This window comes from Enterobacter sp. P82 (assembly GCF_037053385.1).
Classification (GTDB): Bacteria; Pseudomonadota; Gammaproteobacteria; order Enterobacterales; family Enterobacteriaceae; genus Enterobacter.
In genome coordinates this window covers 122660-148576 of the sequence record NZ_JBALHX010000004.1, presented here as the reverse complement: position 1 = coordinate 148576, position 25917 = coordinate 122660, and the positions used below count along the sequence as shown (strand labels likewise).

Genomic DNA, 25917 nt, shown 5'->3' with positions numbered 1-25917 from the left:
TCGTTATAATAATTCATTCTTTTCGGGCAAAGTCAGGGTATCAGAGCATGAATAAAACAAACTCTGGGTGCTTTAAAACAGGTTTAATGCTTATCTGGATTTTATTAAATCATCGTCGTCTTTCACTGGTGAGTGAAGCATATTGTTTTGCCAGTTCCACTAATACTGACGCTGATTTTTTAATTCTGTAATTTTTCGACCACACGGCGGCATAACGCGCCACGGGTAATTCATCTTCCACTGGCAGGACAATAAACTGATCGGAGCCGAACGGAGCAATCATGTCGCGGGGAATGACCGTCAAATAATCGGCATTCAGCACAAGGTTATAAATGGTGACAACGGAATCGGTCTGGACGATGTTTTCAATGCTGATGTGATTGTCTTGCAGGGTGGTCAGGAGTTCTTTGTAGTAGCCCATATCGGTTTGCGGCATCACCCACTGCTCATGTGTGAGTGATGCCAGTGTTGTCGAACCGGTGCACGTTCGTGTTTTACTGGCGACGAGCACAAACTCGGACTCAAACAGCGGTTCAACGTGCAGATCCTGCAGAAGCATCTCATCGCTCAGCGTCCCGATGGCGAAATCCAGTCGACCGTCACGAATGGCCGGGAGGAATGATGACAGCTGCGCTTCATACATGGAAACACGTGCTTTCGGGAACACTTCCTTGAATTTTTTGATCATTTCGGAAAGGAAGGTAAAGCCGATCAGAGACGGATAGCCAAAGGAGACATCCATAACAGTGCTGAAACTCAGGCTGTTGATCTCGCTCACCATGTTTTTCATCTCACGCGTGATCGACTCTGAGTATGAGAGCAGAACCTGGCCTGCAGCAGTCAGTTTTACGCCAGTGTTTTTACGCACCATCACTTCAACACCGAAGTAGGATTCGATATCGCTGATGATTTTGCTGACCGCTGGTTGTGTCAGACCCAGTTGTCTTGCTGCAGAACCTATGGAGCCACTTTTAATGACTTCCTGAAATACCACGAGGTGCTGTGTTTTCGGTAGAATAATAGTGTTCATAATATTCTGCGCTTATTTCCCTATGACGGGGTGGATTCTACTCAATATTGTTTAAAGGGGTATGTGCTGTTACTCACAATTTGCTTTTCAGGACCGCTAACCCTCCGTACAAAACGCCATTAAATAACTTAATTATCAATGAGTTAACAAAAACAAAATACGTCAATACGCTGATATTGATCAACAAAAATAGCGGTAATAAATTTATTTTATGGCGATAACCCTGATAAATTTCTTTGGTCTAAAAAAATCAATAAAGGCTATCTTTCAGGCAATTAAAGGGCAATTAATAACCATTATTTGGTTATAACATTCTTTCAATTTATCAAATTTTTCAGGGCTGAATTTTCAGGTTACTGAAAAAGAGTGGAATGCATCACATATTCACGGGGTAAATGTATTTGATTTCAAAATACGCATATCAAATCAGAAAACATTAGAGATCATAATGACGACATTCATAACAAACCCATAACACTGGAAATTCAGCATTTTTTAGCGTGAAATTTTGTGATTGAGATCCTCTACCGAGCCAGGATTGAGTTATTGAGCAACAAAATAGTGAAATGTGCTTAGCGTCGCAATTTTGAGAATTGATGTCATTTGTTAACATGACCAGGATGGTGCAGAAAGCAAAAACCCCGCCGAAGCGGGGTTTTAAAAGAAGTTGAAGCTGACCGATAAGCCGGGTTCTGTCGTGGACAGTCATTCATCTAGGCCAGCAATCGCTCACTGGCTCAAGCAGCCTACCCGGGTTCAGTACGGGCCGTACCATGTGAACCCCTATTTGGCCTTGCTCCGGGTGGAGTTTACCGTGCCACGGACTGTTACCAGCCGCGCGGTGCGCTCTTACCGCACCCTTTCACCCTTACCTGATCCCGCTTTCGCGGGCCATCGGCGGTTTGCTCTCTGTTGCACTGGTCGTGGGTTTCCCCCCCAGGCGTTACCTGGCACCCTGCCCTATGGAGCCCGGACTTTCCTCCCCTCCGCCCGTCTCCCCCGAAGGGGACGACGACGAAGCGGCGACTGTCTGGTCAGCTTCGGCGCGCAGTATAGAGGGTTTGCGCGCCGCTGTCACCCTCAGGTGTGGGCAAGATGTTATTAACGGGCGACTTCTACCTTCGCCAGTTTTTCGTAGTAGCACGCAATGGCACTGTGGTCGGCCGTCCCCATGCCATCGGCACGCAGGGCCTGCATCATTTCCATCACGGTGGCGGTCAGCGGCAGTTGCGCCCCGACACCGTGAGACGTATCCAGTGCGTTTGCCAGATCTTTAATATGCAGGTCGATGCGGAAACCAGGTTTGAAGTTACGATCCATCACCATCGGTGCTTTGGCATCCAGCACGGTACTCCCCGCCAGACCGCCACGGATTGCCTGGTAGACCAGGTCCGGGTTGACGCCCGCTTTGGTTGCCAGCGTCAGCGCTTCGGACATCGCAGCGATATTCAGCGCCACAATCACCTGATTTGCCAGCTTGGTCACGTTACCCGCCCCGATGTCACCGGTGTGAACCACAGAGCCAGCCATCGCTTTCATCAGATCGTAGTATTTGTCGAAGATCGCTTTATCTCCGCCGACCATCACCGACAGCGTGCCGTCGATCGCTTTCGGTTCACCACCGCTGACCGGTGCATCCAGCATATCGACGCCTTTCGCTTTCAACGCTTCGCTGATTTCACGGCTTGCGAGGGGGGCAATAGAGCTCATATCAATCAGTACCAGACCTGGCTTCGCACCGTCGATAATGCCATTCTCACCCAGAGCGACCTCTTTTACATGCGGAGAGTTTGGCAGCATGGTGATGATGACATCGCACTGCTCAGCAATGGCTCTGGCTGTGGTGGCCGTTTCGGCACCCGCAGCAATGACCTCAGCCACAGCTTGCGGATTATGGTCTGAAACCACCAGTGAGTAACCCGCTTTGATGAGGTTCTTACTCATTGGTTTACCCATGATCCCCAGGCCAATAAAACCGACTTTCAGCGTCATAATCTGTTTCCTCAATGATGGTTATTTTTTAAAAGCGTCCGCTAATTTCTGCGTGGCTGAGCGGAATACGCCGAGGTCACTGCCGACAGCCACAAAGGTGGCGCCCCATTCCAGATAACGACGAGCGTCAGCTTCAACCGGTGCCAGCATGCCGCACGGTTTGCCATGGGCTTTGGCGCGGGCAAAGATGTGTTGAATGGCGTGCTGTACGTCCGGGTGACCCGCATTACCCAGATGTCCCAACGCCGCAGCCAGGTCACTCGGACCAACAAAGATGCCGTCGACGCCGTGTGTGGCAGCAATGGCGTCGACGTTATCAACACCCTGCTGGCTCTCAATCTGTACCAGGATGCTGATGTTGTTATTGGACTGCGCGAAGTAGTCCGGCACGGTGCCAAACATATTGGCGCGATGCGAAACGGATACACCGCGGATCCCTTCCGGGGGATAGCGCGTTGAGGCTACGGCCCGCGCTGCCTCTTCTTTCGTTTCCACAAACGGGATCAGGAAGTTGTAGAAGCCGATATCCAGCAGACGTTTGATGATCACCGGTTCGTTGGTTGGCACACGCACCACCGGCGCGCTCTGGCTACCTTTGAGTGCCATCAACTGCGGAATAAACGTATTGATATCGTTCGGCGCATGCTCACCGTCCAGTACCAGCCAGTCGAAACCAGCCAGGCCCAGCACTTCGGTGCTGATGGGATTTGCCAGCGCGGACCAGCAACCAATCTGGATCTGATGCGCCGCGAGGGACGCTTTAAACTTATTTGGGAAAATATCGTTATTCATCGCGTTTACCTTTTTAATTCCGCAGCCTTATTCCGTATATTTATTGCCAGCGTTATATTTATTTTCTGACTTAATTTCGGCGTTATAAAATCGTCATTCAGTATAATCCGCATATCACCGCGACACATTGTTTTAATGCTCAGGTATTATGGTTCTTTTTGATAATATTTTGAGCATTTGCACGAATCACTGCGCGCTGATGCACAGAATCAGGCATGACGGGTTCTGAGTCGATCGAGATCACATTCTCATCCCTTATCTCCTGACATGCTTTATTTCTGCCATAAGAAAATTGGCTGCATTTATTATCAGACTCTTTGCTGGAGAATACTGAACAATGGCCGATATTGAAATTCGACAAGCGTTGCCGACGGCGTTTTATATAAAAGTACACGACACCGATAATGTGGCGATTATTGTCAACGACAATGGCTTAAAAGCGGGAACCCGTTTCCCGGACGGGCTGGAGTTGATTGAGCATATTCCGCAGGGACATAAAGTTGCGCTTGTGGATATCCCCGCTCACGGTGAAATTGTGCGTTACGGAGAGGTGATTGGTTACGCCGTTCGCGCCATTCCTCAGGGTAGCTGGGTTGAAGAGTCGCTGGTCGAGCTGCCAAAAGCACCTCCCCTGAACACACTCCCGCTGGCAACCCGTGTGCCTGAACCACTCCCTCCACTGGAAGGCTATACCTTCGACGGTTATCGCAATGCCGATGGTAGTGTCGGCACCAAAAACCTGCTCGGCATTACCACCAGCGTGCACTGTGTGGCAGGCGTGGTGGATTATGTGGTGAAAATTATTGAACGCGACCTGCTGCCGAAATACCCGAACGTGGATGGCGTGGTCGGCCTGAATCACCTTTATGGCTGCGGTGTGGCCATCAATGCACCGGCGGCCGTTGTGCCTGTCCGTACCATTCACAATATCGCCCTGAACCCTAACTTCGGTGGCGAGGTGATGGTCATTGGCCTCGGCTGTGAAAAGCTTCAGCCTGAACGCCTGCTGCAGGGGACCGAGGACGTGAAAGCTATCCCGGTCAGCGATGCCAGTATCGTGCGTTTGCAGGACGAGCACCACGTCGGTTTTAGATCGATGGTCGATGATATTCTTCAGGTGGCAGAACGCCATCTGGATAAGCTGAACAAACGCCAGCGTGAAACCTGCCCGGCCTCTGAGCTGGTGGTAGGAACACAGTGCGGCGGCAGCGATGCGTTTTCCGGCGTGACCGCCAACCCGGCAGTAGGCTACGCGTCCGATCTGTTTGTTCGCTGTGGTGCCACGGTGATGTTCTCTGAAGTGACTGAAGTGCGTGACGCTATCCATCTGCTTACCCCTCGCGCCATCAATGAAGAGGTGGGCAAACGTCTGCTTGAGGAGATGGCCTGGTACGATAACTATCTCGATATGGGCAAAACCGACCGTAGCGCCAACCCCTCTCCGGGGAACAAAAAAGGCGGCCTGGCGAACGTGGTGGAAAAAGCCCTCGGCTCAATTGCGAAATCCGGCCAGAGCGCCATTGTTGAAGTCCTTTCGCCGGGCCAGCGTCCAACCCGACGCGGCCTGATTTACGCGGCAACCCCGGCCAGCGATTTTGTTTGCGGTACGCAACAGGTCGCGTCAGGTATTACAGTACAGGTATTTACCACCGGACGCGGCACGCCGTACGGCCTGATGGCGGTTCCGGTGATCAAGATGGCAACCCGCACCGAGCTGGCAAACCGCTGGTATGACTTAATGGATATCAACGCGGGTACTATCGCCACCGGGGAAGAAAGTATTGAGGATGTGGGCTGGAAGCTATTCCACTTCATTCTGGATGTGGCGAGCGGTCGCAAGAAAACCTTCTCTGACCAATGGGGATTACATAATCAGCTGGCGGTGTTTAACCCGGCACCGGTGACCTGATTAACGCCGCCCCTCTCCCCGCGCGGAAGAGGGGCACAATTATTCCTTAACCAACACTACGTCTATCCCAATTTTGCGTAACCCTTCCAGACTTTCAGCCGGAATACCTTCGTCGACAATAATCATATCAATGCGTTGGGTATCAATGATTTTATGCAGGCTTGAGCGGTTAAACTTACTGGAGTCAGTCACGACAATAATGCGCTCCGCCACTTCACACATTTTGCGATTCAGACGGGCTTCATCTTCGTTATGCGTGCTTACACCGCGGTCGAGATCGATGGCGTCGACGCCCAGGAACAGCATATCAAAATGGTAATTCTGTAAGGATTGCTCCGCCTGGTCGCCATAGAAAGATTGCGACTGACGGCGTAAATGCCCACCGGTCATCAGCAATTCCACCCCTTCCGCTTCCAGCAACGCGTTCGCGACATTCATGCCGTTGGTCATAGCAATCACGTCCGTATGCTGGCGCAGCATACGGGCGATTTCAAACGTCGTGGTACCGGAATCCAGAATGATACGGTGTCCTGGCTTCACCAGCTCAGCGGCCGCCTGCGCAATTCTGCGCTTAACGGCCGTATTCAGTGAGCTTTTATCTTCCACTGAAGGTTCAACGCCTTGCGCATGACCTTCACAAATCAGTGCACCACCGTAAGCACGCACGGCAATGCCCTGCTTCTCAAGGAAGGCCAGGTCGTTGCGGATCGTTACCGTCGAAACACCATATAAATGAGAAAGATCGTTAACCTGCACGCTTCCCTGCGCCCGCAACCGCTGAATAATTTGCTCTCGCCTTTCACTGGTGCCGGTGATGCGCTTTTCTGCGGATGAATCGGTGCTGCTCATACGAGCTCCTTAATCAATAAACTTTCGTTTCATTTCGTTTTGCCTATTAAGGCCTTTCTTTTACGGGAATGCAAGCCCTGCCTGATGGTCGAAGGCAAGCTCATCCGGCGTTGAAACCTTTCATTATGTTTCTTTTGTGAAACAGATCGGAAAACCATTATCTTTCGTTTTATTTTTATACCACCATGATGCAGGATTAAGTGAAACAAAACGAAAGATTACTACCATCACCATCCGAAATGGAGAGGAAAGTGAAACATCTGACAGAAATGGTGGAACAACATAAACGGGGGAATTCAAACGGGATTTATGCCGTCTGTTCCGCACATCCACTGGTACTTGAAGCTGCAATTCGTTACGCCCACTCGCATCAGACGCCGCTATTAATTGAGGCCACCTCTAACCAGGTGGATCAGTTTGGTGGCTATACCGGCATGACACCCGCTGATTTTCACGGGTTTGTTTGTCAGCTTGCAGAGTCCCTTGATTTCCCAACTTCACAGTTGATCCTCGGCGGGGATCATCTGGGGCCCAACCGCTGGCAAAATCTACCTGCGGAACAGGCGATGGCAAATGCCGACGATCTGATCAAAAGCTATGTTGCTGCCGGGTTCAAAAAGATCCACCTCGACTGCAGTATGTCTTGCGAAGACGATCCGGTACCTTTAACCGACGAAATCGTCGCAGAGCGTGCTGCACGTCTGGCGAAAATTGCCGAAGAGACCTGTCGTGAACAGTTTGGCGTGTCTGACCTGGTCTACGTTATCGGCACTGAAGTGCCTGTTCCCGGAGGGGCGCATGAAACCCTGAATGAACTCGACGTCACCACACCGGAAGCGGCTCGCACCACGCTTGAAGCACACCGTCACGCTTTCGAAAAAGAAGGTTTAAACGCTATCTGGCCGCGCATTATTGGCCTGGTCGTTCAGCCTGGCGTTGAGTTTGACCACGCCCATGTATGCGACTACCAACCACACAAGGCCGTCGCGCTGAGCAAAATGGTGGAAGCGTACGACACGCTAGTGTTTGAAGCGCACTCCACCGATTACCAGACGCCGCAAGCGCTTCGCCAGCTGGTAAAAGATCACTTCGCGATCCTGAAAGTCGGCCCAGCTTTGACCTTCGCTCTGCGAGAAGCGTTGTTTTCGCTGGCCGCCATTGAAGAAGAACTGCTGCCTGCAAAAGCCAGTTCTGGCCTGCGTCACGTACTGGAAAACGTGATGCTCGATCGCCCGGAATACTGGCAAAGCCATTACCACGGTGACGGCAATGCACGACGCCTGGCGCGCGGCTATAGCTACTCTGACCGCGTCCGCTATTACTGGCCAGACAGCCAGATTGACGATGCCTTTGAGCGGCTGGTACGCAACCTGGCTGACGAGCCCATTCCTCTGCCGCTGATCAGCCAGTACCTGCCGTTGCAGTACAGCAAAGTTCGCGAGGGTGCTCTCAAGTCAACACCACGGGAACTCATCATCGACCATATTCAGGACATACTTCAGCAGTACCACACCGCCTGCGAAGGCGTAACGACTCAACACGCATAATTAAAAAGAGGAAAACGCTATGCCAAACATTGTCTTATGCCGCATTGATGAACGTTTAATCCACGGTCAGGTAGGTGTGCAGTGGGTCGGGTTTGCGGGGGCGAACCTGGTGCTGGTGGCAAATGACGAGGTTGCAGAAGATCCGGTTCAACAAAACCTGATGGAAATGGTGCTCGCGGAAGGGATCGCCGTGCGCTTCTGGTCGCTGCAAAAAGTGATCGACAACATTCACCGCGCTGCCGACCGCCAGAAAATTCTGCTGGTCTGTAAATCACCCGCTGATTTTCTGACGCTGGTGGAGGGCGGCGTACCTGTCACCCGTATCAATGTAGGCAATATGCACTATGCCAATGGCAAACAACAAATTGCCAAAACGGTCTCTGTCGACGCAAACGATATCACTGCGTTCAACGGTCTGAAATCTGCCGGAGTGGAATGCTTCGTTCAGGGCGTTCCAACAGAAACTGCTTTGGATCTCTTTAAACTGCTCTGAGGGATTCACAATGGAAATCAGTCTGTTGCAGGCACTGGCGTTGGGCGTTCTCGCCTTTATCGCCGGTCTGGATATGTTTAACGGCTTAACACACATGCACCGTCCGGTGGTACTCGGGCCGTTGGTTGGCCTGATTCTGGGCGATCTACACACCGGTATTTTGACCGGCGGTACGTTAGAACTGGTCTGGATGGGACTGGCACCGCTGGCAGGCGCACAGCCACCAAACGTGATTATCGGCACGATTGTAGGCACAGCGTTTGCTATCAGCACGGGCGTGAAGCCGGAAGTTGCCGTTGGCGTCGCCGTCCCGTTTGCCGTTGCGGTACAGATGGGGATCACGTTCCTTTTCTCCGTAATGTCTGGCGTGATGTCGCGCTGCGATCGCATGGCGGCCAATGCGGATACTAACGGTATTGAACGGGTCAACTATCTGGCACTCCTGGCTCTCGGTATCTTCTACTTCCTGTGTGCTTTCCTGCCGATTTACTTCGGTGCAGAACACGCGAAAACCGCCATTGATGTTCTGCCGGCACGATTGATTGATGGTCTTGGCGTCGCGGGCGGCATCATGCCAGCTATCGGTTTTGCCGTGCTGCTGAAGATCATGATGAAAAACGTCTACATCCCTTACTTCATTATCGGTTTTGTGGCCGCAGCCTGGCTCAAGCTTCCGGTACTGGCGATTGCCGCTGCCGCCCTGGCAATGGCACTTATCGACCTGATGCGTAAATCACCTGAACCGACAGCACCTGCGTCCCGGAAAGAGGAATTCGAAGATGGCATCTAATCAAACAACTTTGCCTGGCGTTTCTGAAAGCGAAGAGACCCTGCTCACTGGCGTGAATGAGAACGTCTACGAAGACCAAAGTATCGGTGCCGAGCTGACGAGAAAGGACATTAACCGCGTAGCCTGGCGTTCCATGCTGCTGCAGGCCTCGTTTAACTACGAACGTATGCAGGCCTCCGGCTGGCTGTATGGCTTACTGCCCGCGCTGAAAAAGATCCACACCAATAAGCGGGATCTGGCGCGTGCCATGAAAGGTCACATGGGCTTCTTCAACACCCACCCGTTCCTGGTGACCTTCGTTATCGGCATCATCCTGGCCATGGAGCGCTCCAAGCAGGATGTGAACAGCATACAGAGCACCAAAATTGCCGTGGGCGCGCCACTCGGCGGTATTGGTGACGCCATGTTCTGGCTCACTTTGCTGCCCATATGCGGTGGGATTGGCGCAAGCCTGGCGTTGCAGGGTTCCATTCTGGGCGCCGTGGTCTTTATCGTGCTGTTTAACGTGGTGCATCTTGGTCTGCGTTTTGGTCTGGCGCATTACGCTTACCGGATGGGTGTCGCAGCGATCCCGCTGATTAAGGCCAACACCAAAAAAGTTGGTCACGCGGCCTCTATCGTCGGGATGACGGTGATTGGCGCGCTGGTGGCAACCTATGTTCGTCTTAATACCACGCTCGAAATCAAGGCCGGTGATGCCGTCGTCAAACTGCAGGCCGACGTTATCGACAAGCTGATGCCTGCCTTCCTGCCACTGGTCTATACCCTGACTATGTTCTGGCTGGTACGCCGTGGCTGGAGCCCACTGCGTCTGATTGGTATCACCGTGGTGCTCGGTGTTGTCGGTAAATTCTGTCACTTCCTGTAAAAGCAAAGAGGTTACGATGTTAGGCATTATTTTGACGGGTCACGGCGGTTTTGCCAGTGGGCTTGAGCAGGCGATGAAGCAGATCCTTGGCGAGCAACCGCAGTTTATCGCCATTGATTTTCCGGAGACCTCCACCACGGCGCGACTGACAACCCAGCTTGAGCAGGCGGTGAGCGAGCTCAATGCAGAGCACGATATTGTATTTCTCACCGACCTGCTGGGCGGTACGCCATTTCGTGTCGCCTCAACGCTTGCTATGCAAAGGCCCGGCAGTGAAGTGATAACGGGCACTAACCTGCAGCTGCTGCTGGAAATGGTGCTGGAGCGCGACGGTTTAAGCAGCGAAGCATTTCGCTTGCAGGCGCTGGAGTGCGGACATCGTGGGCTGACAAGCCTGGTAGACGAGCTGGGGCGCTGCCGTGAGGAAGCGCCTGCAGAGGAAGGCATATGAGCCAGCTGTTACGCGCTCGCCGAGTGCTCACCGAACGGGGCTGGCTTGAAGACCACCAGCTACGTATTGAAAGTGGGATCATCACGGCGATTGAGCCAATCCCCGTGGGCATTACGTCGCGCGATGCTGAGTTGCTTTGCCCGGCCTATATTGATACGCACGTTCACGGCGGTGCGGGTGTGGATGTCATGGATGATGCGCCCGACGTGCTGGATACCCTGGCGATACATAAAGCATGTGAAGGCGTAGGCGCATTTCTGCCCACCACCGTCACCGCGCCGCTGGAAGTCATCCACGGCGCACTTATGCGTATCGCCCGACGCACTCGCTCCGGCGGCCCCGGCGCGCAGGTTCTGGGTAGCTATCTTGAAGGCCCGTACTTTACGCCGCAAAACAAAGGGGCGCACCCGCCGGAGCTTTTTCGGGAGCTGGATATCGCTGAGCTGAACGCATTGATTGAGGTTTCGCAAAACACACTACGTGTGGTGGCGCTTGCGCCGGAAAAACCTGGCGCATTACAGGCGATTCGCCACCTTAAACAGCACGGTTTACGCGTGATGCTGGGCCATAGCGCCGCCACTTACGATCAAACCCTTGCCGCTTTTGACGCAGGTGCTGATGGGTTGGTCCACTGCTACAACGGTATGACGGGGTTACATCACAGGGAACCCGGCATGGTTGGTGCCGGGCTTACAGACAAACATGCATGGCTGGAGCTGATTGCCGATGGTCACCACGTCCACCCTGGAGCCATACGTCTGTGCTGCTGCTGCGCGAAAGACCGCGTGGTGCTGATCACCGATGCAATGCAGGCTGCTGGTATGCCTGACGGGGACTACACCCTGTGCGGTGAAGAGGTCTGCATGCAAAATGGTGTCGTGCGTACCGCCACCGGTGGCCTGGCAGGGAGTACGCTCTCGCTGGATGCCGCCGTTCGTAATATGGTGGAGCACGCAGGCATCAGCGCTGAAGACGCGATCCATATGGCCTCGCTGCACCCTGCAAGGCTGCTGGGTATTGATAACCAGCTCGGGTCGTTAGCATCAGGCAAACACGCCACGCTCATCGCGCTGGACGGTGGTTTACACCTCCAGCGGATCTGGATTCAGGGCCAGGCTCTTCCCCTTTAGCCCTTTCATTGTGTCTCCTGTTGGCCTTACGGCGCGAGATCGTAAGGCCTTTCTTTTCCTTTCCTTCTTCATTGCCTTTCCTTTTTCGATCACACTTTTCGTTTTATTTCTTTTCTTTCATTGAACTTTCGATTTCTTTTCTATAAATTTTATTTAACTACTCAAGTGAACAAGTGAAACGAAACGAAAGATAGCGACATATTTGCCAGCGTCTGATGTGGAATTCACACGACTAAGGACTGAGTTATGCCACAAATCACTACCGCCACAACTGGCACCTGGACCGAAGAAGAGATCCGTCAGCAACCAGCGAGCTGGATCCGATCGCTCAGCAACATTGATAGCCTGCGTTCGTCTATCGACGGTTTTCTGACTCCGCTGCTGCGCAAATCTGATCTGCGGATCGTCCTGACAGGGGCGGGCACATCTGCCTTTATCGGCGACATTATTGCGCCATGGCTTGCCAGCCACACCGGGAAAAACTTCACCGCCGTACCCACAACTGACCTGGTGACGAACCCAATGGATTACTTCAGCCCAGCGCATCCCTTGCTGCTGATTTCGTTTGCCCGCTCCGGCAACAGCCCGGAAAGCGTGGCGGCTGTAGAACTGGCCAATCAGTTTGTGCCGGAATGCTACCACCTGTCGATCACCTGCAATGAAGCAGGCAGTCTGTACCAGAACGCCGTCAACAGCGATAACGCCTTTGCCCTGCTGATGCCAGCCGAAACGCACGATCGCGGCTTCGCGATGACCAGCAGTATCACCACCATGATGGTAAGCTGTCTGGCGGTTTTCGCCCCGGAAACGATCAACAGCCAGACCTTCCCAGACGTAGCCGATCGCTGCCAGGCGATCCTGACGTCGCTCGGCGATTTCAGTCAGGGTGTCTTTGGTCATGAGCCATGGAAGAGGATCGTCTACCTGGGAAGCGGTGGCATGCAAGGTGTTGCGCGTGAGTCAGCACTGAAGGTGCTGGAGCTGACAGCCGGAAAACTGGCGGCATTCTACGACTCCCCTACTGGTTTCCGTCATGGGCCGAAGTCGCTGGTGGATCACGAAACACTGGTGGTGGTATTTGTCTCCAGCCATCCGTATACGCGTCAGTACGATCTCGATCTGCTGGCCGAACTGCGTCGCGATCGCCAGGCCCTGCGCGTGGTGGCTATCGCCGCTGAAACGGATCCGGTTATTGAAGCGGGTCCGCACATCCTGCTACCGCCTTCCCGTTCGTTTATCGATATGGAACAGGCGTTCTGCTTCCTGATGTATGCCCAGGTCTTTGCGCTTTCCCAGTCACTCAGCGTAGGCAACACACCCGATACGCCATCCGCCAGCGGCACGGTCAACCGTGTGGTTCAGGGCGTTGTTATTCATCCGTGGCAGGCTTAAGAGGATCTCATCATGAGCATTATCTCGACTAAATATCTTCTTCAGGACGCCCAGGCAAAAGGCTACGCCGTGCCGGCGTTCAATATCCATAACGCGGAGACGATCCAGGCGATCCTCGAAGTTTGCAGCGAAATGCGATCGCCGGTGATCCTTGCGGGCACGCCCGGGACGTTCAAACACATTGCGCTCGAAGAGATCTACGCCTTGTGCAGCGCTTATTCCGTCACTTATGACATGCCGCTGGCGTTGCATCTCGATCACCACGAATCACTGGACGATATTCGTCGTAAAGTGAATGCCGGTGTACGCAGCGCAATGATCGACGGCAGCCACTATCCATTTGAGCAGAACGTGAAGCTGGTGAAATCCGTGGTCGATTTTTGCCATCTCAACGACTGTAGCGTCGAGGCAGAATTGGGGCGTCTGGGTGGCGTGGAAGATGACATGAGCGTCGACGCCGAAAGCGCATTTCTCACCGATCCACAAGAAGCGAAGCGCTTTGTTGAGCTGACCGGCGTCGATAGCCTTGCTGTGGCTATCGGCACCGCGCACGGCCTCTATACCAAACGACCCAAAATCGACTTCCAGCGACTGGCCGAAATTCGCGAAGTGGTCACCGTACCGCTGGTGCTGCATGGCGCGAGCGATGTACCGGATGAGTACGTTCGCCGCACCATTGAGCTGGGCGTGTGCAAAGTCAACGTGGCAACCGAGCTGAAAATCGCCTTTTCTGACGCCGTCAAAGCCTGGTTTGCCGACAACCCGCAAGGTAACGATCCACGCTTCTACATGCGGGTCGGCATGGATGCCATGAAAGAGGTGGTCAGAAGCAAAATTAACGTTTGTGGCTCGGCAAATCGCTTGCTGCTGCCGGCAGAAGCCTGATTGAAAAGGATCTTACCCTGATGAAAAAAATCCTCCCCCTCTCAATGCTTGCCCTGTGTGTTTCTCATGGCGCGATGGCAGCGAACTACAGCCTTAATAACGACAATATTGCCCTGTCATTTGATGACGCAAACTCGACGGTCGTGGTTAAAGACACCAGGGCCAACCATCCGCTGACACCGCAGGAGCTGTTCTTTCTGACGCTGCCAGATGAGAAAAAAATCCACACGGCGGATTTTAAGATCAAGCATGTCGAAAAGCAGGACAGCGGAATTGTCATCGACTTCACCCATCCGGACTTTAACGTGACGGTGAAGCTGAACCTGGTGAAGGGGAAATACGCCAGTATCGACTACACCATCGCAGCCGTCGGGCAGCCTCGTGAAGTGGCGAAAATCACCTTCTTCCCGACCAAAAAACAGTCCCAGGCACCTTACGTAGACGGGGCAATTAACAGTTCGCCGATTATCGCAGACTCGTTCTTTATCTTGCCGGATAAACCCATCGTTAATACTTACGCCTATGAAGCGACGACCAACCTCAATGTGGAGCTGAAAACGCCCATTCAGCCAGCAACGCCGGTCAGCTATACCACATACTTCGGTACCTTCCCGGAAACCAGCCAGTTGCGCCGTAGCGTAAACCAGTTTATCGACACCGTCCGCCCGCGTCCGTATAAGCCTTATTTACACTACAACAGCTGGATGGACATCGGCTTCTTTACCCCTTACTCCGAGCAGGATGTGCTGGGGCGTATGGACGAATGGAACAAAGAATTTATCACCGGGCGGGGCGTAGCGCTGGATGCTTTCCTGCTTGACGATGGCTGGGATGATCTTACAGGGCGCTGGCTGTTTGGCCCGGCATTTAGCAACGGTTTTGGCAAGGTACGGGAGAAAGCTGACAGCCTGCACAGCTCCGTTGGCCTGTGGCTCTCACCGTGGGGCGGATATAACAAACCGCGCGATACTCGCGTCTCACATGCAAAAGAGTATGGTTTCGAAACGGTCGACGGGAAGCTGGCGCTGTCAGGCCCGAACTACTTTAAAAACTTTAATGAGCAGATTAGTAAGCTGATAAAAAACGAGCATATTACTTCGTTTAAGCTGGACGGAATGGGTAACGCCAACTCGCACATTAAAGGCAGCCCGTTCGCCTCGGATTTTGACGCCTCTATTGCACTGCTGCATAACATGCGCAGCGCCAATCCGAACCTGTTTATCAACCTGACGACCGGAACCAATGCCAGTCCATCCTGGCTGTTCTACGCCGATTCCATCTGGCGTCAGGGTGATGACATAAACCTTTATGGCCCTGGTACGCCGGTACAGCAGTGGATGACTTACCGCGACGCTGAGACGTACCGTTCCATTGTGCGCAAAGGCCCGCTCTTCCCACTGAACTCCCTGATGTATCACGGGATCGTCAGTGCAGAAAACGCTTATTACGGGCTGGAGAAAGTGCAAACGGACAGCGATTTTGCCGACCAGGTCTGGAGTTACTTCGCCACCGGCACGCAGTTGCAGGAGCTCTACATCACCCCTTCAATGCTGAATAAGGCGAAGTGGGATACCCTGGCGCAGGCGGCGAAATGGTCGCGGGATAACGCCAGCGTGCTGGTGGATACGCACTGGATTGGCGGTGACCCAACTGCGCTGCAGGTTTACGGCTGGGCATCCTGGAGCAAGGACAAAGCAATTCTCGGCTTACGTAACCCGTCGGATAAGCCGCAAAGCTACTACCTGGATTTGACGAGAGATTTCGAAGTCCCGACAGGAAACGCGTCGCAGTTTAGTCTGAAGGCAGTGTATGGACGTAATTCAACCGTACCGGAGGCGTACAAAAACGCAGTGGTGATTACGCTGCAGCCGCTGGAAACGCTGGTATTTGAAGCATTCCCAGAAAAATAAAAAGTGTTCAGTTGGCAGGTTAAGCCATGACCTGCCAGCTTCCCCCTTTCCTTGCCCCCACGCGTTTTAATTTACCTTTTGATTGCAAAGAACGGATATAACGTTCCGCAGTGCGGGAAGTTACGCCCAAAACAGATGCCAACATTACCGCAGTCATTTGCGGTTGAACGGTAAGAAGCTCAAGGATAGTATTTTCCTTTTCCGACAATTCTTCCGACATTTTTTCCGACAATACTGACGACATACCTATGCCTTCCCGCAAAGCTTCAGCCATATTTTGCAGCATAAACTCCACGAATGCCGTGCAATCACTGGCCCGGTCGCATTGTCCTAATATCTGGTAATAGCGCGCCTGCTGAAAATGGATGAGTGTCTCGACGGGTAGCCATGCCAGTTCCGCACGCCACTGGCTTAAGATCAACGTTTGCCACAGCCGCCCCATGCGGCCATTTCCATCTGAAAAGGGATGAATAAACTCAAACTCGTAATGAAATACCGAACTGGCAATAAGCGGGTGGAGATCAGTTTGCTTAAGCCAGGAAAGAAGATCATCGATCAGACGGTTCATCTGGGAGGCAGGAGGAGCCATGTGGACTAACTGGTTTCCACGATATACCCCTACGTCCCCATTCCTGAGCTTTCCAGGGAGATCGACCAGACCAGTCATTAATAACCGGTGTGCATTGAGTAAGTCATTGAGCTTCCATGGCTTCCATTCAGACATTTTCTCATATGCCAGGATAGCATTGCGTACTTCCTGAATATCTTTTTCAGGCGCGAGCACGCGCTTTCCATCCATGATTGCCGTCACTTGCCCGGTAGTCAGCGAGTTGTGTTCAATGGCCAGCGATGCCTGGATAGTGCGGATACGGTTCTCTTTACGCAGTAAAGGAGATGTCCTTCCGGAATGAGCCGCCCAATGCCCCAGCAACTCACCAATCTCAACAACCTGATTGAGAATTGATGGCGTGATAGCGAATGGAGGCAGGTAGCGGCTCATACGTTTACTCCCCCTGCTGCTCCAGCGCATACTTATACAGCGCATTTTTCTTCACGCCGTGAATTTCCGCCGCTAGCGCCGCAGCTTTCTTCAGCGGCAGTTCCGCCTGCAGCAGCGCCAGCGTGCGCAGCGCGTCGGCTGGCAGCGCGTCTTCCTGCGCTTTATGTCCTTCGACAATCAGCACCATTTCACCTTTACGGCGGTTTTCATCTTCCTTCACCCACGCCAGCAGTTCACCCACCGGTGCACCGTGGATCGTTTCCCAGGTTTTGGTCAGTTCGCGCGCCAGCACCACGTAGCGGGCTTCTCCCCACACGGTCACCATATCTTCCAGGCTCTCAAGCAGGCGGTGCGTGGATTCGTAGAAAATCAGGGTGCGCGGTTCCGCCTCCAGATCTTTTAACACGTCGCGGCGGCCTTTGGATTTGGCAGGCAGGAAGCCTTCATAGCAGAAACGGTCAGACGGCAGACCTGCGGCGCTCAGCGCAGCAATTGCGGCGCAGGGGCCCGGCAAAGGTACAACCCGAATCCCTGCTTCGCGGCAGGTACGCACCAGATGATAACCAGGGTCGTTAATCAGCGGGGTTCCTGCATCGGAAACTAACGCAATGTTCTGCCCCTCTTTCAGCTTCGCCACCAGCGTTTCGGCTTTTTGTTGCTCATTGTGATCGTGCAGGGCAAACAAACGGGCGGTTATCGCGAAATGTTGAAGCAGTAAACCGGTGTGCCGGGTATCTTCAGCAGCAATTAAATCAACAGCTTGCAACACGGTAAGCGCACGTTGGGTAATATCAGATAAATTCCCGATAGGAGTAGGTACAATATAGAGCTGGCCTTGAGAATTATCCGCCGTTTCGTGTTGTTTCATTGTTTAGTCCGTATTGCCGATTTAATATTGAGCATTGCGTAAAAAAAATCACTGGATACAGTATGGTACCGTTAACATTTCTTCGAAAAAAAGCCACACGCAGCGTGCCGCTTCTGCTGGCAGCGCTGATCTTTGCAGGCTGTGGCACCCAGGCACCTGACCAGAGCACTGCACATCTGCAGGGTTCCGCTCAGGCTGATTCTGGTTTTTATCTGCAACAAATGTCGCAGAGTTCAAATGATACCAAGACCAACTGGCAATTACTCGCCATTCGTGCACTGTTGAAAGAGGGGAAAACCCAGCAGGCCGCCGAACTGTTCAATCAGTTACCGAAAGATCTAAACGACACCCAACGTCGTGAGCAGAGTTTGCTTTCCGCTGAACTGAAAGTCGCGCTGAAAGATTATGATGGCGCGAAAAAGCTCCTGGGTGATATCGACGTCAGCGCGCTGGATAAAAATCAGCAGGCTCGCTTCTGGCAGGCAGGTATTGCTGCTGAGCAGGGTCGTCCTTCCCTGATACTGCTCCGTGCACTGATTGCCCAGGAACCGCTGCTCGGCGGTGCCGACAAGCAGAAAAATATTGATGCCACCTGGCAGGCGCTTGCCTCCATGACCCAGGAACAGGCGCAGGCACTGGTCATCAATGCCGATGAGAACGTACTGCAGGGCTGGCTGGATCTGCAGCAGATGTGGTTTAACAACCGCAACGATCCGAAGATGCTGAAAGCCGGTATTACTGACTGGCAAACCCGCTACCCGCAGAATCCGGGCGCGAAAATGCTGCCAACACAGCTGGTAAACGTGCAGAACTTTAAGCCAGCATCGACCAGCAAAATCGCCCTGCTGCTGCCGCTAAACGGTCAGGCGTCGGTATTTGGTCGCACTATTCAGCAGGGTTTTGAAGCGGCGAAAAACGGTACCACGCCGGTGACAGGCAGTGCCGTTCCGGCACAAGCAGCACAGGCAGCAAATGTGAACGATATTGTCAGCCCGTCCGCAGCCGAGACCAGTGACCTGACCACCGCCCAAACCCCGGCGCAGGGCACGATGCAAAACCCGGTTACCGCACCAACAACACCTCCGGCTACCGCAACTGCGCCTGCAACACAGGCTCCGGCTGAGGCACAAGCGGCGCCGGCACCTGCTGCCACAGCACAACCGTCTGAACAGCAACCTGCGCAACCCGCAGCCCAACCTGCTGCACAGCCGCAAACCGTGGCAGCCTCCAGCGCCAACCCGGGTGCTGAGCTAAAAATCTACGACACCAGTTCACAGCCGCTTGACCAGGTTCTGGCGCAGGTTCAACAGGACGGTGCAAGCATCGTTGTCGGCCCGTTGTTGAAAAACAACGTGGAAGAGCTGATGAAGAGCAATACCACGCTGAACGTGCTGGCGCTCAATCAGCCTGAGCAGGTTCAGAACCGCGCCAATATCTGCTACTTCGCGCTTTCCCCTGAAGATGAAGCCCGCGATGCCGCACGACATATCCACGAGCAGGGTAAACAGGCTCCTCTGTTGCTCATCCCACGCAGTACGCTGGGCGATCGCGTCGCGAATGCCTTTGCCGATGAATGGCAGAAGCTCGGTGGCGGTATGGTGCTGCAGCAGAAATTCGGTTCCGTCTCTGAACTGCGTGCTGGCGTAAATGGCGGGGCAGGTATCGCCCTGAACGGTAGTCCGGTGACCGCAAGCCTGCCGCAGCAGCAGGGTGTGACAATTGGTGGTCTGACAATCCCTGCCCCACCTACCGACGCGCAGATCAGCGGTGGCGGTAAAGTGGATGCAGCCTATATTGTCGCCACGCCACAAGAGATCGCCTTTATCAAACCGATGATTGCAATGCGTAACGGCAGCCAGAGCGGCGCAACGCTGTACGCCAGTTCACGCAGCGCGCAGGGCACTGCAGGCCCGGATTTCCGTCTGGAAATGGACGGTCTGCAGTACAGCGAAATCCCTATGCTGGCAGGCAGCAATCCGGCACTGATGCAGCAGGCGCTGGGGGCAGTACGTAACGACTACTCTCTGGCACGTCTGTATGCGATGGGGGTCGATGCGTGGGCGCTGGCAAACCACTTTACCCAGATGCGTCAGGTGCCAGGCTTTGAGCTTAACGGCAACACCGGCGATCTGACCGCGACTCAGGATTGCGTGATCAACAGGAAGTTATCATGGCTCAAATACCAGCAGGGGCAAATCGTCCCGGCCAGTTAAGCCGTAAAGAGACCGGCGATGCGTGGGAGTTAAAGGCGCGTCGCTGGCTTGAAGGCAAAGGACTGCGCTTTATCGCCGCTAACGTCCGTGGGCGCGGTGGCGAGATTGACCTGATCATGAAAGAGGCTCAGGTCATTGTGTTTGTAGAAGTCCGTTTTCGACAGTCCTCCCGTTTTGGCGGTGCTGCCGCCAGCGTGACGCTCGCCAAACAACATAAATTATTACAGACTGCCCACTTGTGGCTTGCCCGCCATAATGGGAGCTTTGATACTGTGGATTGCCGGTTCGATGTGATAGCCTTCACCGGAAATGAGATCGAATGGCTTAAAAACGCTTTTGGCGAAGACGCATAATTAAGATTTAAAAGGGATAACGTGCTCGAAAGAATTAAAGTGTGCTTCACAGAAAGCATCCAGACTCAGATTGCCGCGGCTGAAGCGCTACCGGATGCTATCTCCCGTGCCGCGATGACGCTGGTGCAATCCCTGCTTAATGGCAACAAAATCCTCTGTTGTGGCAACGGAACGTCAGCCGCCAACGCACAGCATTTTGCTGCCAGCATGATCAATCGTTTTGAAACAGAACGTCCGAGTTTACCTGCCATTGCACTTAATACCGATAATGTGGTCTTAACAGCGATTGCTAACGATCGTCTGCATGACGAAATTTACGCGAAGCAGGTGAGAGCCCTCGGCCATGCCGGAGATGTACTGCTGGCAATATCCACACGTGGCAACAGCCGGGACATTGTCAAAGCTGTTGAAGCCGCTGTGACCCGGGACATGACTATCGTGGCTTTAACCGGCTATGACGGTGGTGAGCTGGCGGGTTTGCTGGGGCCGCAGGATGTGGAAATCCGCATTCCTTCTCACCGTAGCGCGCGTATTCAGGAAATGCATATGCTGACGGTAAATTGCTTATGCGACCTGATCGATAACACGCTTTTCCCTCACCAGGATGATTAAGGAGTTCTTATGAAGGCTTTATCGACCCTCGCAGTCCTTATGTCTGCATTACTGCTTCAGGGCTGTATCGCTGCGGCTGTCGTGGGTACTGCTGCGGTAGGCACTAAAGCAGCAACCGATCCGCGTACTGTCGGGACGCAGGTGGATGACGGTACGCTTGAACTGCGCGTCAACAGTGCGCTGTCGAAAGACGAACAGATTAAGAAAGAAGCGCGCATCAATGTGACGGCTTATCAGGGCAAAGTGCTGCTTGCGGGCCAGGCACCCAATATGGAACTCGCCTCCCGCGCCAAACAGATTGCGATGGGTGTAGAAGGTACAACAGAGGTCTTCAACGAAGTGCGCCAGGGACAACCAGTCAGCCTGGGCACCGCATCGTCTGACACCTGGATCACCACCAAAGTGCGTTCCCAGTTGCTGGGTTCTGACCAGGTGAAATCTTCCAACGTGAAAGTGACGACGGAAAACGGTGAAGTGTTCCTGCTGGGTCTGGTAACCGACCGTGAAGGAAAAGCTGCGGCTGATATCGCCAGCCGGGTGAGCGGCGTGAAACACGTCACCACCGCGTTTACTTATATCAAGTAATAAAAAATACCCGGCAATGCCGGGTATTTTTTTGTCTTAAACCAACGCAAGACTTCCCACTACCGCCCCACTCAACGCCACCAGCCCCGCTGTCAGCCACAGCGCTTTAGCCGGGAATGATTTACGCAGCATGATAAGCGACGGCAGGCTAATTGCAGGCAGTGTGATGAGCAGCGCCAGCGCCGGTGCACTGCCCATGCCAGCCAGCATCATGGTCTGCACAATCGGGATCTCCGCTGCAGTTGGGATCACAAACAGGCAGCCTGCAACGGCCATCGCAATGACCCACATCAGCGTGTTGTCGATAGCCCCATCCGCATGCGGGAAAAGCCAAACGCGCGCAGCCCCCAGAACCAGTACCGCCAGGATATAGACCGGGATAGTGCTCCAGAAAAGCTGCCATAACGCCTGACCCCAGCGCATGAAGAAACTCCCCTGAGGCTCGCTGACGTTCAGCTCAACTGACGCCGGTTCAACGGCATTATCTTTCACCCATTTTTGTACCAGCGTCGCGACCACCAGCACCGTCAGCAATCCAGCCACCAGACGGATGAACGCAAAATGCCAGCCCAGAACAAATCCCATAAACACCAGCGTCGCCGGGTTTAATAGCGGGTTACCCATCCAGAAAGCCAGCGCTCCCCCCATTGAGACACGCTGGCGACGCATCCCCGCGGTAACAGGAGCCGCGCAGCAGGAGCACATCATGCCCGGCAGAGAAAAAATCGTCCCCAGCAGCGTGCCCTGAAAACGCGACTGCCCAAGAGTTTTCACCAGCCAGTTCCGCGGAATAAGTACCTGAATCAGTGACCCCAGAATGACGCCTAAAACGGCGGCTTTCCAGACGGCAAGGAAGTAGACCATGGCGTAATCCCACGCCGCCTGCAGTGGGCTGGCATCAGCCTGAGCGAGAATAGATTTACCGATGCTGTGCGTTTCGGCGGCGGTGAAGGCTTTGCCGTAGTAGGGCTGCCATTTCACATACCAGAGGCCGATAATGACCACAAGAAAGAAGAGCGCGGGCTTCCACCATTGAACAGGTGTTGCCGCCTGAGATGAAGACTGACCAGTCATAGCATTCCCCGGAGAGTAGTAGGTAATTAGCCGGGGGAGTTTACGCCTCGCCCTGCGCGATTTCACGCAGTTTTGCCGAAGGGATAATGTTCACCCCTTCCTTCGAAGGCGAAAGCGCCTCTTTCAGCATCGCGCGCGCGACATCCTGCGCCTCAATGGATTTCCAGTTCCCTGGAAGAATGCGAAATAGCGGTGCGAAAATAGACTCATTAAAACGCCGTTCGTCGCGGTGTCCCAGTAGCATGGAGGGGCGAGCAATCGTCAGATATTCCCACCTCTGCGCAATCAGCGCGTCCTCCATTTTGCCCTTCACGTTGTTGTAGAAAAAAGGCGATCCGGCACTGGCGCCCAGCGCGCTGACCACCAGGAAGTGTTTCGCCCCAAGCCTTTTTGCCGTGAGTGCCGTATCTACCACCAGTGTGTAGTCCGCATGCACAAACGCCTCTTTACTGCCCGCCTCACGCCGGGTCGTGCCGAGACAGCAAAATGCGATATCAATGGGGTCCTGCACCTGTGCCAGCGCGTCCGTCAGTTGCGGATCATGTGGGTTAAAGACGCCGGAGATGTCTGCGAGCGGTCGCCGCGTTGGAGCGGCGATATAATTCACTTTGCGCTCCTGAATCAGCAGACGCAGTAAATGTCCGCCCACCAACCCGGTTGCGCCTGTAAGCAGTACCTGACTCATCTTTTCCCCTTTACAGAATTGTCCGTTTGCGAACTCACCGTGGTCGACCACACTTAGAAGTCTGTTACAGGTAAGTATTTACCACAAGCGGAGAAAAATCAGTCTGAAGCCAAAACAACGGAGGAAACATGGGCAAGAAAATCGCAGTCTTGATTACCGACGAGTTTGAAGATTCAGAATTCACCTCTCCAGCCGAGGCGTTCCGCAAGGCGGGACATGAGGTCATCACCATTGAGAAAGAAGCGGGCAAAACGGTGAAAGGTCATAAGGGCGAGGCCAGCGTGACCATCGACGAGACTATCGATAACGTTAGCCCGTCAGATTTTGACGCCTTGCTGTTACCCGGCGGCCATTCACCGGACTCCCTGCGCGGCGACGAACGCTTCGTGACCTTCACACGGGACTTTGTCTCTACCGGCAAACCGGTCTTTGCCATCTGCCACGGCCCGCAACTGCTCATCAGCGCTGAGGTTGTACGCGGGCGTAAGCTCACGGCGGTGAAACCGATCGTTATCGATCTGAAAAATGCGGGAGCCGAGTTTTACGATCAGGAAGTGGTCAACGACAAAGACCAGCTGATCACCAGCCGAACCCCGGACGATCTTCCGGCATTTAACCGCGAAGCGCTACGCCTGCTCGGCGCGTAGCCAGTTCAGCTTCTTGCCAAAGCCCAGCGTGTTGTCGGTAAATTTCAGCTCATCAAGGCGGATTTCCCATACCGGGGCTTTTAGCGCAGCGGCAACCGGAAAGCGGCGCGTGTAAAGCTTTCGACGCGCGTCGCTCTCTTCTCCGTCCAGACGACGGATTTCCCCTTTAAACTGCACCCCACGGATCAGCGCGACCGTTTTAGGCTGGCCATTCACCGTGCCCGCGACCTTCGCCTGCTGGCCAGTCATCTGCGCATGACGAGTCTTATCTTCACTCATGATATAAAAGGCCACACGCTCCGGATCGTAGTAGTAAAACGCGTTTGCGCACCACATATCACCCTCGCTGTACACGCACCAGGTGACGACATGCTGTTTCGCCAGCCAGCGGTTAATGGTGGCCAGTGTTTCCATTTTCATTCTCTCTCATGCTATGGTGCGTTCACCTTAACATACTGAATCTGTTTACCGTGTGCTGGTTTCTCTATCTTGTCCGAACCGCTGATAACGCACTCTACACCGGGATCACTACCGATGTGGCGCGGCGTTTTTTACAACATCAAACGGGAAAAGGGGCAAAAGCACTGCGGGGGAAAGGAGAACTACAACTCGCCTTTTCAGCACCTGTTGGTGACAGATCGCTGGCGCTCAGACTGGAATACCGTATTAAGCAGTTGACGAAGCGCCAGAAAGAGCGCCTCGTGAGCGGAGACGGCTCGTTTGAGGCGCTACGCGAGCGCCTGATTAAAAGCGATTGAAATGGTCGTGGTACTCGACCAGACCATTGACCCCGTTGAGCGCGTCGTCCGCCAGACGATGGACCTGGAAGGCGGATTCCGTACCCGGCCAGCGGCAGCGCAGATCGTAATGCGCGGCCTGCTCAAAGCCCAATCGTCCATATAACGCCGGATCGCCCAGTGTGACAACGGCGGCATAGCCAAACTCATTCAGCGAATCCAGCCCTTCATAGACCAGCTGACGTGCCAGCCCTTGCCCGCGATAGTTTTCATCTACCGCCAGCGGTGCCATTCCCACCCACTGAAGATCTTCGCCCTGAACGATGACCGGACTGAAGGCCACGTAGCCGACCACCTGACCTTCGTCATCGGTAGCAACCAGCCCCAGCGTAATCAGGCCGTCTTCACGGAGATCGTGGACCAGTTGGGCTTCGGCATCGCTCTCAAAAGAGCGGCGTAGCAACGCATCAATTCCCGGTGCATCAATCCCAATTTCAACTCGAATCAGCATGGCTCACCTACTGAAGTGTGTTTGCTTTCCGGCGGGCTTTTCAGCCCGGCCTCAACGAAATCTGCCATTTGCATCAACATGACACGCAGCGCTTTTGGCATCTGCTCCAGCTCAATGGCATCCATTAAATTCTTAACGTACAGGCCCAGCTCCGTGTCGCCTTCAATGACCAGACGACGCTGGAAGAAGAGCGTATCCGGATCTTGCTTACGCGCGGCAATCATCAGCAAATCGCTGGCGTTGGCGCTAAAACTCACATCCGCGTCGGCAGATTCACGTACGATCAGCTGGTCATTCTCAACGGAGGTAAACCAGCGTAGCCCGATGTCACGCACCTCAATGCTTAACCAGCGGCCTTCCAGGAACTCCAGCTCGCCATCCTGCAGCGCCTGGCGGAACTGCCAGCTCAGGACCTGCTCCAGCACCTGGCGTTTAAGCGCGAACGGCGCCAGTTTGACCGGCACGCTCAGCATTGATGGACCAAATTGTACGAGACGTGAACGCAGTTTATCCAGCACGAGCTTTACTCCCTGATATCTATAGTCCTGCTATTTTGCCATATCCGAAGCGCAACATAGCGGCGTAAATCAACAA

27 protein-coding genes and 1 other RNA gene are annotated in these 25917 nt (G+C 53.8%); 16 read left to right on the top strand and 12 right to left on the bottom strand.

Annotation, left to right across the window (positions count from 1 at the left end):
- Positions 1-109: 109 nt before the first annotated feature.
- The 4 genes from tdcA to garL form a co-directional block, all read right to left on the bottom strand.
- Positions 110-1030: a transcriptional regulator TdcA gene (gene tdcA / locus WB237_RS17900; protein ID WP_028017080.1), complete on the bottom strand. Its 921-nt coding sequence runs from the start codon at positions 1028-1030 to the stop codon at positions 110-112.
- A 665-nt stretch (positions 1031-1695) separates the two neighbouring features.
- Positions 1696-2072, bottom strand: an RNA gene (gene rnpB / locus WB237_RS17895) — RNase P RNA component class A.
- 59 nt (positions 2073-2131) lie between these two features.
- On the bottom strand, positions 2132-3022 hold the full coding sequence (gene garR, locus WB237_RS17890; protein ID WP_028017078.1) for a 2-hydroxy-3-oxopropionate reductase: 891 nt from the start codon (positions 3020-3022) through the stop codon (positions 2132-2134).
- A gap of 21 nt (positions 3023-3043) precedes the next feature.
- Positions 3044-3814: a 2-dehydro-3-deoxyglucarate aldolase gene (gene garL / locus WB237_RS17885; protein WP_336214996.1), complete on the bottom strand. Its 771-nt coding sequence runs from the start codon at positions 3812-3814 to the stop codon at positions 3044-3046.
- Between the two features lie 337 nt (positions 3815-4151).
- Between garL and garD the strand changes: the two genes are divergently transcribed.
- The gene (garD, locus tag WB237_RS17880) at positions 4152-5723 is read left to right on the top strand and encodes a galactarate dehydratase (RefSeq protein WP_336214994.1); all 1572 of its coding nucleotides are present in this window, start codon (positions 4152-4154) and stop codon (positions 5721-5723) included.
- 39 nt (positions 5724-5762) lie between these two features.
- On the opposite strand, the gene WB237_RS17875 is transcribed toward garD, so the two are convergent.
- On the bottom strand, positions 5763-6572 hold the full coding sequence (locus WB237_RS17875; RefSeq protein WP_336214992.1) for a DeoR family transcriptional regulator: 810 nt from the start codon (positions 6570-6572) through the stop codon (positions 5763-5765).
- Positions 6573-6811: 239 nt separating this feature from the next.
- Between WB237_RS17875 and kbaZ the strand changes: the two genes are divergently transcribed.
- The 9 genes from kbaZ to WB237_RS17830 all read left to right on the top strand — a co-directional run bounded on the left by kbaZ (position 6812) and on the right by WB237_RS17830 (position 16038).
- Entirely contained in the window at positions 6812-8119 is a 1308-nt protein-coding gene (gene kbaZ / locus WB237_RS17870; protein WP_336215348.1) for a tagatose-bisphosphate aldolase subunit KbaZ, read from the top strand.
- A 19-nt stretch (positions 8120-8138) separates the two neighbouring features.
- On the top strand, positions 8139-8612 hold the full coding sequence (gene agaV / locus WB237_RS17865) for a PTS N-acetylgalactosamine transporter subunit IIB (RefSeq protein WP_028017073.1): 474 nt from the start codon (positions 8139-8141) through the stop codon (positions 8610-8612).
- A 10-nt stretch (positions 8613-8622) separates the two neighbouring features.
- Complete coding sequence (agaW, locus tag WB237_RS17860) at positions 8623-9402, top strand: PTS N-acetylgalactosamine transporter subunit IIC (RefSeq protein WP_028017072.1); 780 nt, start codon at positions 8623-8625, stop codon at positions 9400-9402.
- A complete protein-coding gene (gene agaE, locus WB237_RS17855; protein WP_028017071.1) occupies positions 9392-10270 on the top strand; it encodes a PTS N-acetylgalactosamine transporter subunit IID in 879 nt (292 codons plus the stop codon). Before agaW ends, agaE begins: the two co-directional genes overlap by 11 nt.
- Positions 10271-10286: 16 nt before the next feature.
- Entirely contained in the window at positions 10287-10721 is a 435-nt protein-coding gene (gene agaF, locus WB237_RS17850) for a PTS galactosamine/N-acetylgalactosamine transporter subunit IIA (protein WP_028017070.1), read from the top strand.
- The gene (gene nagA, locus WB237_RS17845) at positions 10718-11851 is read left to right on the top strand and encodes an N-acetylglucosamine-6-phosphate deacetylase (RefSeq protein ID WP_336214987.1); all 1134 of its coding nucleotides are present in this window, start codon (positions 10718-10720) and stop codon (positions 11849-11851) included. The genes agaF and nagA overlap by 4 nt, the downstream gene beginning before the upstream one ends.
- A gap of 246 nt (positions 11852-12097) precedes the next feature.
- Positions 12098-13243 carry an SIS domain-containing protein gene (locus tag WB237_RS17840; RefSeq protein ID WP_336214985.1) on the top strand — a complete coding sequence of 382 codons (1146 nt, stop codon included), beginning with the start codon at positions 12098-12100 and terminating at the stop codon, positions 13241-13243.
- Between the two features lie 12 nt (positions 13244-13255).
- Entirely contained in the window at positions 13256-14128 is an 873-nt protein-coding gene (gene kbaY, locus WB237_RS17835; RefSeq protein WP_336214983.1) for a tagatose-bisphosphate aldolase subunit KbaY, read from the top strand.
- Between the two features lie 20 nt (positions 14129-14148).
- Positions 14149-16038 (top strand): enterotoxin, encoded by a 1890-nt coding sequence (locus WB237_RS17830; protein ID WP_336214981.1) that lies wholly within the window; start codon positions 14149-14151, stop codon positions 16036-16038.
- Positions 16039-16057: 19 nt separating this feature from the next.
- Here WB237_RS17830 and WB237_RS17825 read toward each other — a convergent pair whose 3' ends face one another.
- Both WB237_RS17825 and rsmI read right to left on the bottom strand, forming a co-directional pair.
- The gene (locus WB237_RS17825; RefSeq protein ID WP_336214979.1) at positions 16058-17038 is read right to left on the bottom strand and encodes a Fic family protein; all 981 of its coding nucleotides are present in this window, start codon (positions 17036-17038) and stop codon (positions 16058-16060) included.
- A gap of 4 nt (positions 17039-17042) precedes the next feature.
- Positions 17043-17906: a 16S rRNA (cytidine(1402)-2'-O)-methyltransferase gene (gene rsmI / locus WB237_RS17820; RefSeq protein ID WP_108091074.1), complete on the bottom strand. Its 864-nt coding sequence runs from the start codon at positions 17904-17906 to the stop codon at positions 17043-17045.
- 62 nt (positions 17907-17968) lie between these two features.
- Here rsmI and WB237_RS17815 point away from each other — a divergent pair, with 62 nt between their 5' ends.
- Genes WB237_RS17815 through dolP form a run of 4 tightly spaced genes read left to right on the top strand, consistent with a single transcriptional unit; the run spans position 17969 to position 21669 of the window.
- The gene (locus WB237_RS17815) at positions 17969-20119 is read left to right on the top strand and encodes a penicillin-binding protein activator (protein ID WP_336214976.1); all 2151 of its coding nucleotides are present in this window, start codon (positions 17969-17971) and stop codon (positions 20117-20119) included.
- Positions 20077-20472 (top strand): YraN family protein, encoded by a 396-nt coding sequence (locus tag WB237_RS17810; protein WP_028017062.1) that lies wholly within the window; start codon positions 20077-20079, stop codon positions 20470-20472. Before WB237_RS17815 ends, WB237_RS17810 begins: the two co-directional genes overlap by 43 nt.
- A gap of 21 nt (positions 20473-20493) precedes the next feature.
- The gene (gene diaA, locus WB237_RS17805; protein WP_003861754.1) at positions 20494-21084 is read left to right on the top strand and encodes a DnaA initiator-associating protein DiaA; all 591 of its coding nucleotides are present in this window, start codon (positions 20494-20496) and stop codon (positions 21082-21084) included.
- A gap of 9 nt (positions 21085-21093) precedes the next feature.
- Positions 21094-21669 carry a division/outer membrane stress-associated lipid-binding lipoprotein gene (dolP, locus tag WB237_RS17800; RefSeq protein WP_114978829.1) on the top strand — a complete coding sequence of 192 codons (576 nt, stop codon included), beginning with the start codon at positions 21094-21096 and terminating at the stop codon, positions 21667-21669.
- 36 nt (positions 21670-21705) lie between these two features.
- Here the strand turns inward: dolP and WB237_RS17795 are convergent, their stop codons facing one another.
- Positions 21706-22743: a permease gene (locus WB237_RS17795; RefSeq protein ID WP_336214973.1), complete on the bottom strand. Its 1038-nt coding sequence runs from the start codon at positions 22741-22743 to the stop codon at positions 21706-21708.
- Positions 22744-22783: 40 nt separating this feature from the next.
- The gene (locus WB237_RS17790; protein ID WP_336214971.1) at positions 22784-23428 is read right to left on the bottom strand and encodes an NAD(P)H-binding protein; all 645 of its coding nucleotides are present in this window, start codon (positions 23426-23428) and stop codon (positions 22784-22786) included.
- A 128-nt stretch (positions 23429-23556) separates the two neighbouring features.
- On the opposite strand from WB237_RS17790, the gene WB237_RS17785 reads away from it, so the two are divergent.
- On the top strand, positions 23557-24075 hold the full coding sequence (locus WB237_RS17785; RefSeq protein WP_008501486.1) for a type 1 glutamine amidotransferase domain-containing protein: 519 nt from the start codon (positions 23557-23559) through the stop codon (positions 24073-24075).
- Here the strand turns inward: WB237_RS17785 and WB237_RS17780 are convergent.
- Positions 24055-24489: a YhbP family protein gene (locus tag WB237_RS17780; protein WP_336215346.1), complete on the bottom strand. Its 435-nt coding sequence runs from the start codon at positions 24487-24489 to the stop codon at positions 24055-24057. The genes WB237_RS17785 and WB237_RS17780 overlap by 21 nt on opposite strands.
- Before the next feature lie 14 nt (positions 24490-24503).
- On the opposite strand from WB237_RS17780, the gene WB237_RS17775 reads away from it, so the two are divergent.
- Positions 24504-24833 carry a GIY-YIG nuclease family protein gene (locus WB237_RS17775; RefSeq protein ID WP_080282778.1) on the top strand — a complete coding sequence of 110 codons (330 nt, stop codon included), beginning with the start codon at positions 24504-24506 and terminating at the stop codon, positions 24831-24833.
- Here the strand turns inward: WB237_RS17775 and WB237_RS17770 are convergent.
- Both WB237_RS17770 and ubiT read right to left on the bottom strand, forming a co-directional pair.
- Positions 24820-25323: a GNAT family N-acetyltransferase gene (locus WB237_RS17770; protein WP_336214968.1), complete on the bottom strand. Its 504-nt coding sequence runs from the start codon at positions 25321-25323 to the stop codon at positions 24820-24822. The two genes, WB237_RS17775 and WB237_RS17770, sit on opposite strands and share 14 nt — an antisense overlap.
- On the bottom strand, positions 25317-25841 hold the full coding sequence (ubiT, locus tag WB237_RS17765; RefSeq protein WP_028017055.1) for a ubiquinone anaerobic biosynthesis accessory factor UbiT: 525 nt from the start codon (positions 25839-25841) through the stop codon (positions 25317-25319). The genes WB237_RS17770 and ubiT overlap by 7 nt, the downstream gene beginning before the upstream one ends.
- Positions 25842-25917 lie beyond the last annotated feature (76 nt).

Bases quoted from the DNA above. Each gene is read 5' to 3' on its own strand.
- tdcA (WP_028017080.1), bottom strand. From the start codon at position 1,030: ATGAACACTATTATTCTACCGAAAACACAGCACCTCGTGGTATTTCAG.
- garR (WP_028017078.1), bottom strand. From the start codon at position 3,022: ATGACGCTGAAAGTCGGTTTTATTGGCCTGGGGATCATGGGTAAACCA.
- garL (WP_336214996.1), bottom strand. From the start codon at position 3,814: ATGAATAACGATATTTTCCCAAATAAGTTTAAAGCGTCCCTCGCGGCG.
- garD (WP_336214994.1), top strand. From the start codon at position 4,152: ATGGCCGATATTGAAATTCGACAAGCGTTGCCGACGGCGTTTTATATA.
- WB237_RS17875 (WP_336214992.1), bottom strand. From the start codon at position 6,572: ATGAGCAGCACCGATTCATCCGCAGAAAAGCGCATCACCGGCACCAGT.
- kbaZ (WP_336215348.1), top strand. From the start codon at position 6,812: ATGGAGAGGAAAGTGAAACATCTGACAGAAATGGTGGAACAACATAAA.
- agaV (WP_028017073.1), top strand. From the start codon at position 8,139: ATGCCAAACATTGTCTTATGCCGCATTGATGAACGTTTAATCCACGGT.
- agaW (WP_028017072.1), top strand. From the start codon at position 8,623: ATGGAAATCAGTCTGTTGCAGGCACTGGCGTTGGGCGTTCTCGCCTTT.
- agaE (WP_028017071.1), top strand. From the start codon at position 9,392: ATGGCATCTAATCAAACAACTTTGCCTGGCGTTTCTGAAAGCGAAGAG.
- agaF (WP_028017070.1), top strand. From the start codon at position 10,287: ATGTTAGGCATTATTTTGACGGGTCACGGCGGTTTTGCCAGTGGGCTT.
- nagA (WP_336214987.1), top strand. From the start codon at position 10,718: ATGAGCCAGCTGTTACGCGCTCGCCGAGTGCTCACCGAACGGGGCTGG.
- WB237_RS17840 (WP_336214985.1), top strand. From the start codon at position 12,098: ATGCCACAAATCACTACCGCCACAACTGGCACCTGGACCGAAGAAGAG.
- kbaY (WP_336214983.1), top strand. From the start codon at position 13,256: ATGAGCATTATCTCGACTAAATATCTTCTTCAGGACGCCCAGGCAAAA.
- WB237_RS17830 (WP_336214981.1), top strand. From the start codon at position 14,149: ATGAAAAAAATCCTCCCCCTCTCAATGCTTGCCCTGTGTGTTTCTCAT.
- WB237_RS17825 (WP_336214979.1), bottom strand. From the start codon at position 17,038: ATGAGCCGCTACCTGCCTCCATTCGCTATCACGCCATCAATTCTCAAT.
- rsmI (WP_108091074.1), bottom strand. From the start codon at position 17,906: ATGAAACAACACGAAACGGCGGATAATTCTCAAGGCCAGCTCTATATT.
- WB237_RS17815 (WP_336214976.1), top strand. From the start codon at position 17,969: ATGGTACCGTTAACATTTCTTCGAAAAAAAGCCACACGCAGCGTGCCG.
- WB237_RS17810 (WP_028017062.1), top strand. From the start codon at position 20,077: ATGGCTCAAATACCAGCAGGGGCAAATCGTCCCGGCCAGTTAAGCCGT.
- dolP (WP_114978829.1), top strand. From the start codon at position 21,094: ATGAAGGCTTTATCGACCCTCGCAGTCCTTATGTCTGCATTACTGCTT.
- WB237_RS17795 (WP_336214973.1), bottom strand. From the start codon at position 22,743: ATGACTGGTCAGTCTTCATCTCAGGCGGCAACACCTGTTCAATGGTGG.
- WB237_RS17790 (WP_336214971.1), bottom strand. From the start codon at position 23,428: ATGAGTCAGGTACTGCTTACAGGCGCAACCGGGTTGGTGGGCGGACAT.
- WB237_RS17785 (WP_008501486.1), top strand. From the start codon at position 23,557: ATGGGCAAGAAAATCGCAGTCTTGATTACCGACGAGTTTGAAGATTCA.
- WB237_RS17780 (WP_336215346.1), bottom strand. From the start codon at position 24,489: ATGGAAACACTGGCCACCATTAACCGCTGGCTGGCGAAACAGCATGTC.
- WB237_RS17775 (WP_080282778.1), top strand. From the start codon at position 24,504: ATGCTATGGTGCGTTCACCTTAACATACTGAATCTGTTTACCGTGTGC.
- WB237_RS17770 (WP_336214968.1), bottom strand. From the start codon at position 25,323: ATGCTGATTCGAGTTGAAATTGGGATTGATGCACCGGGAATTGATGCG.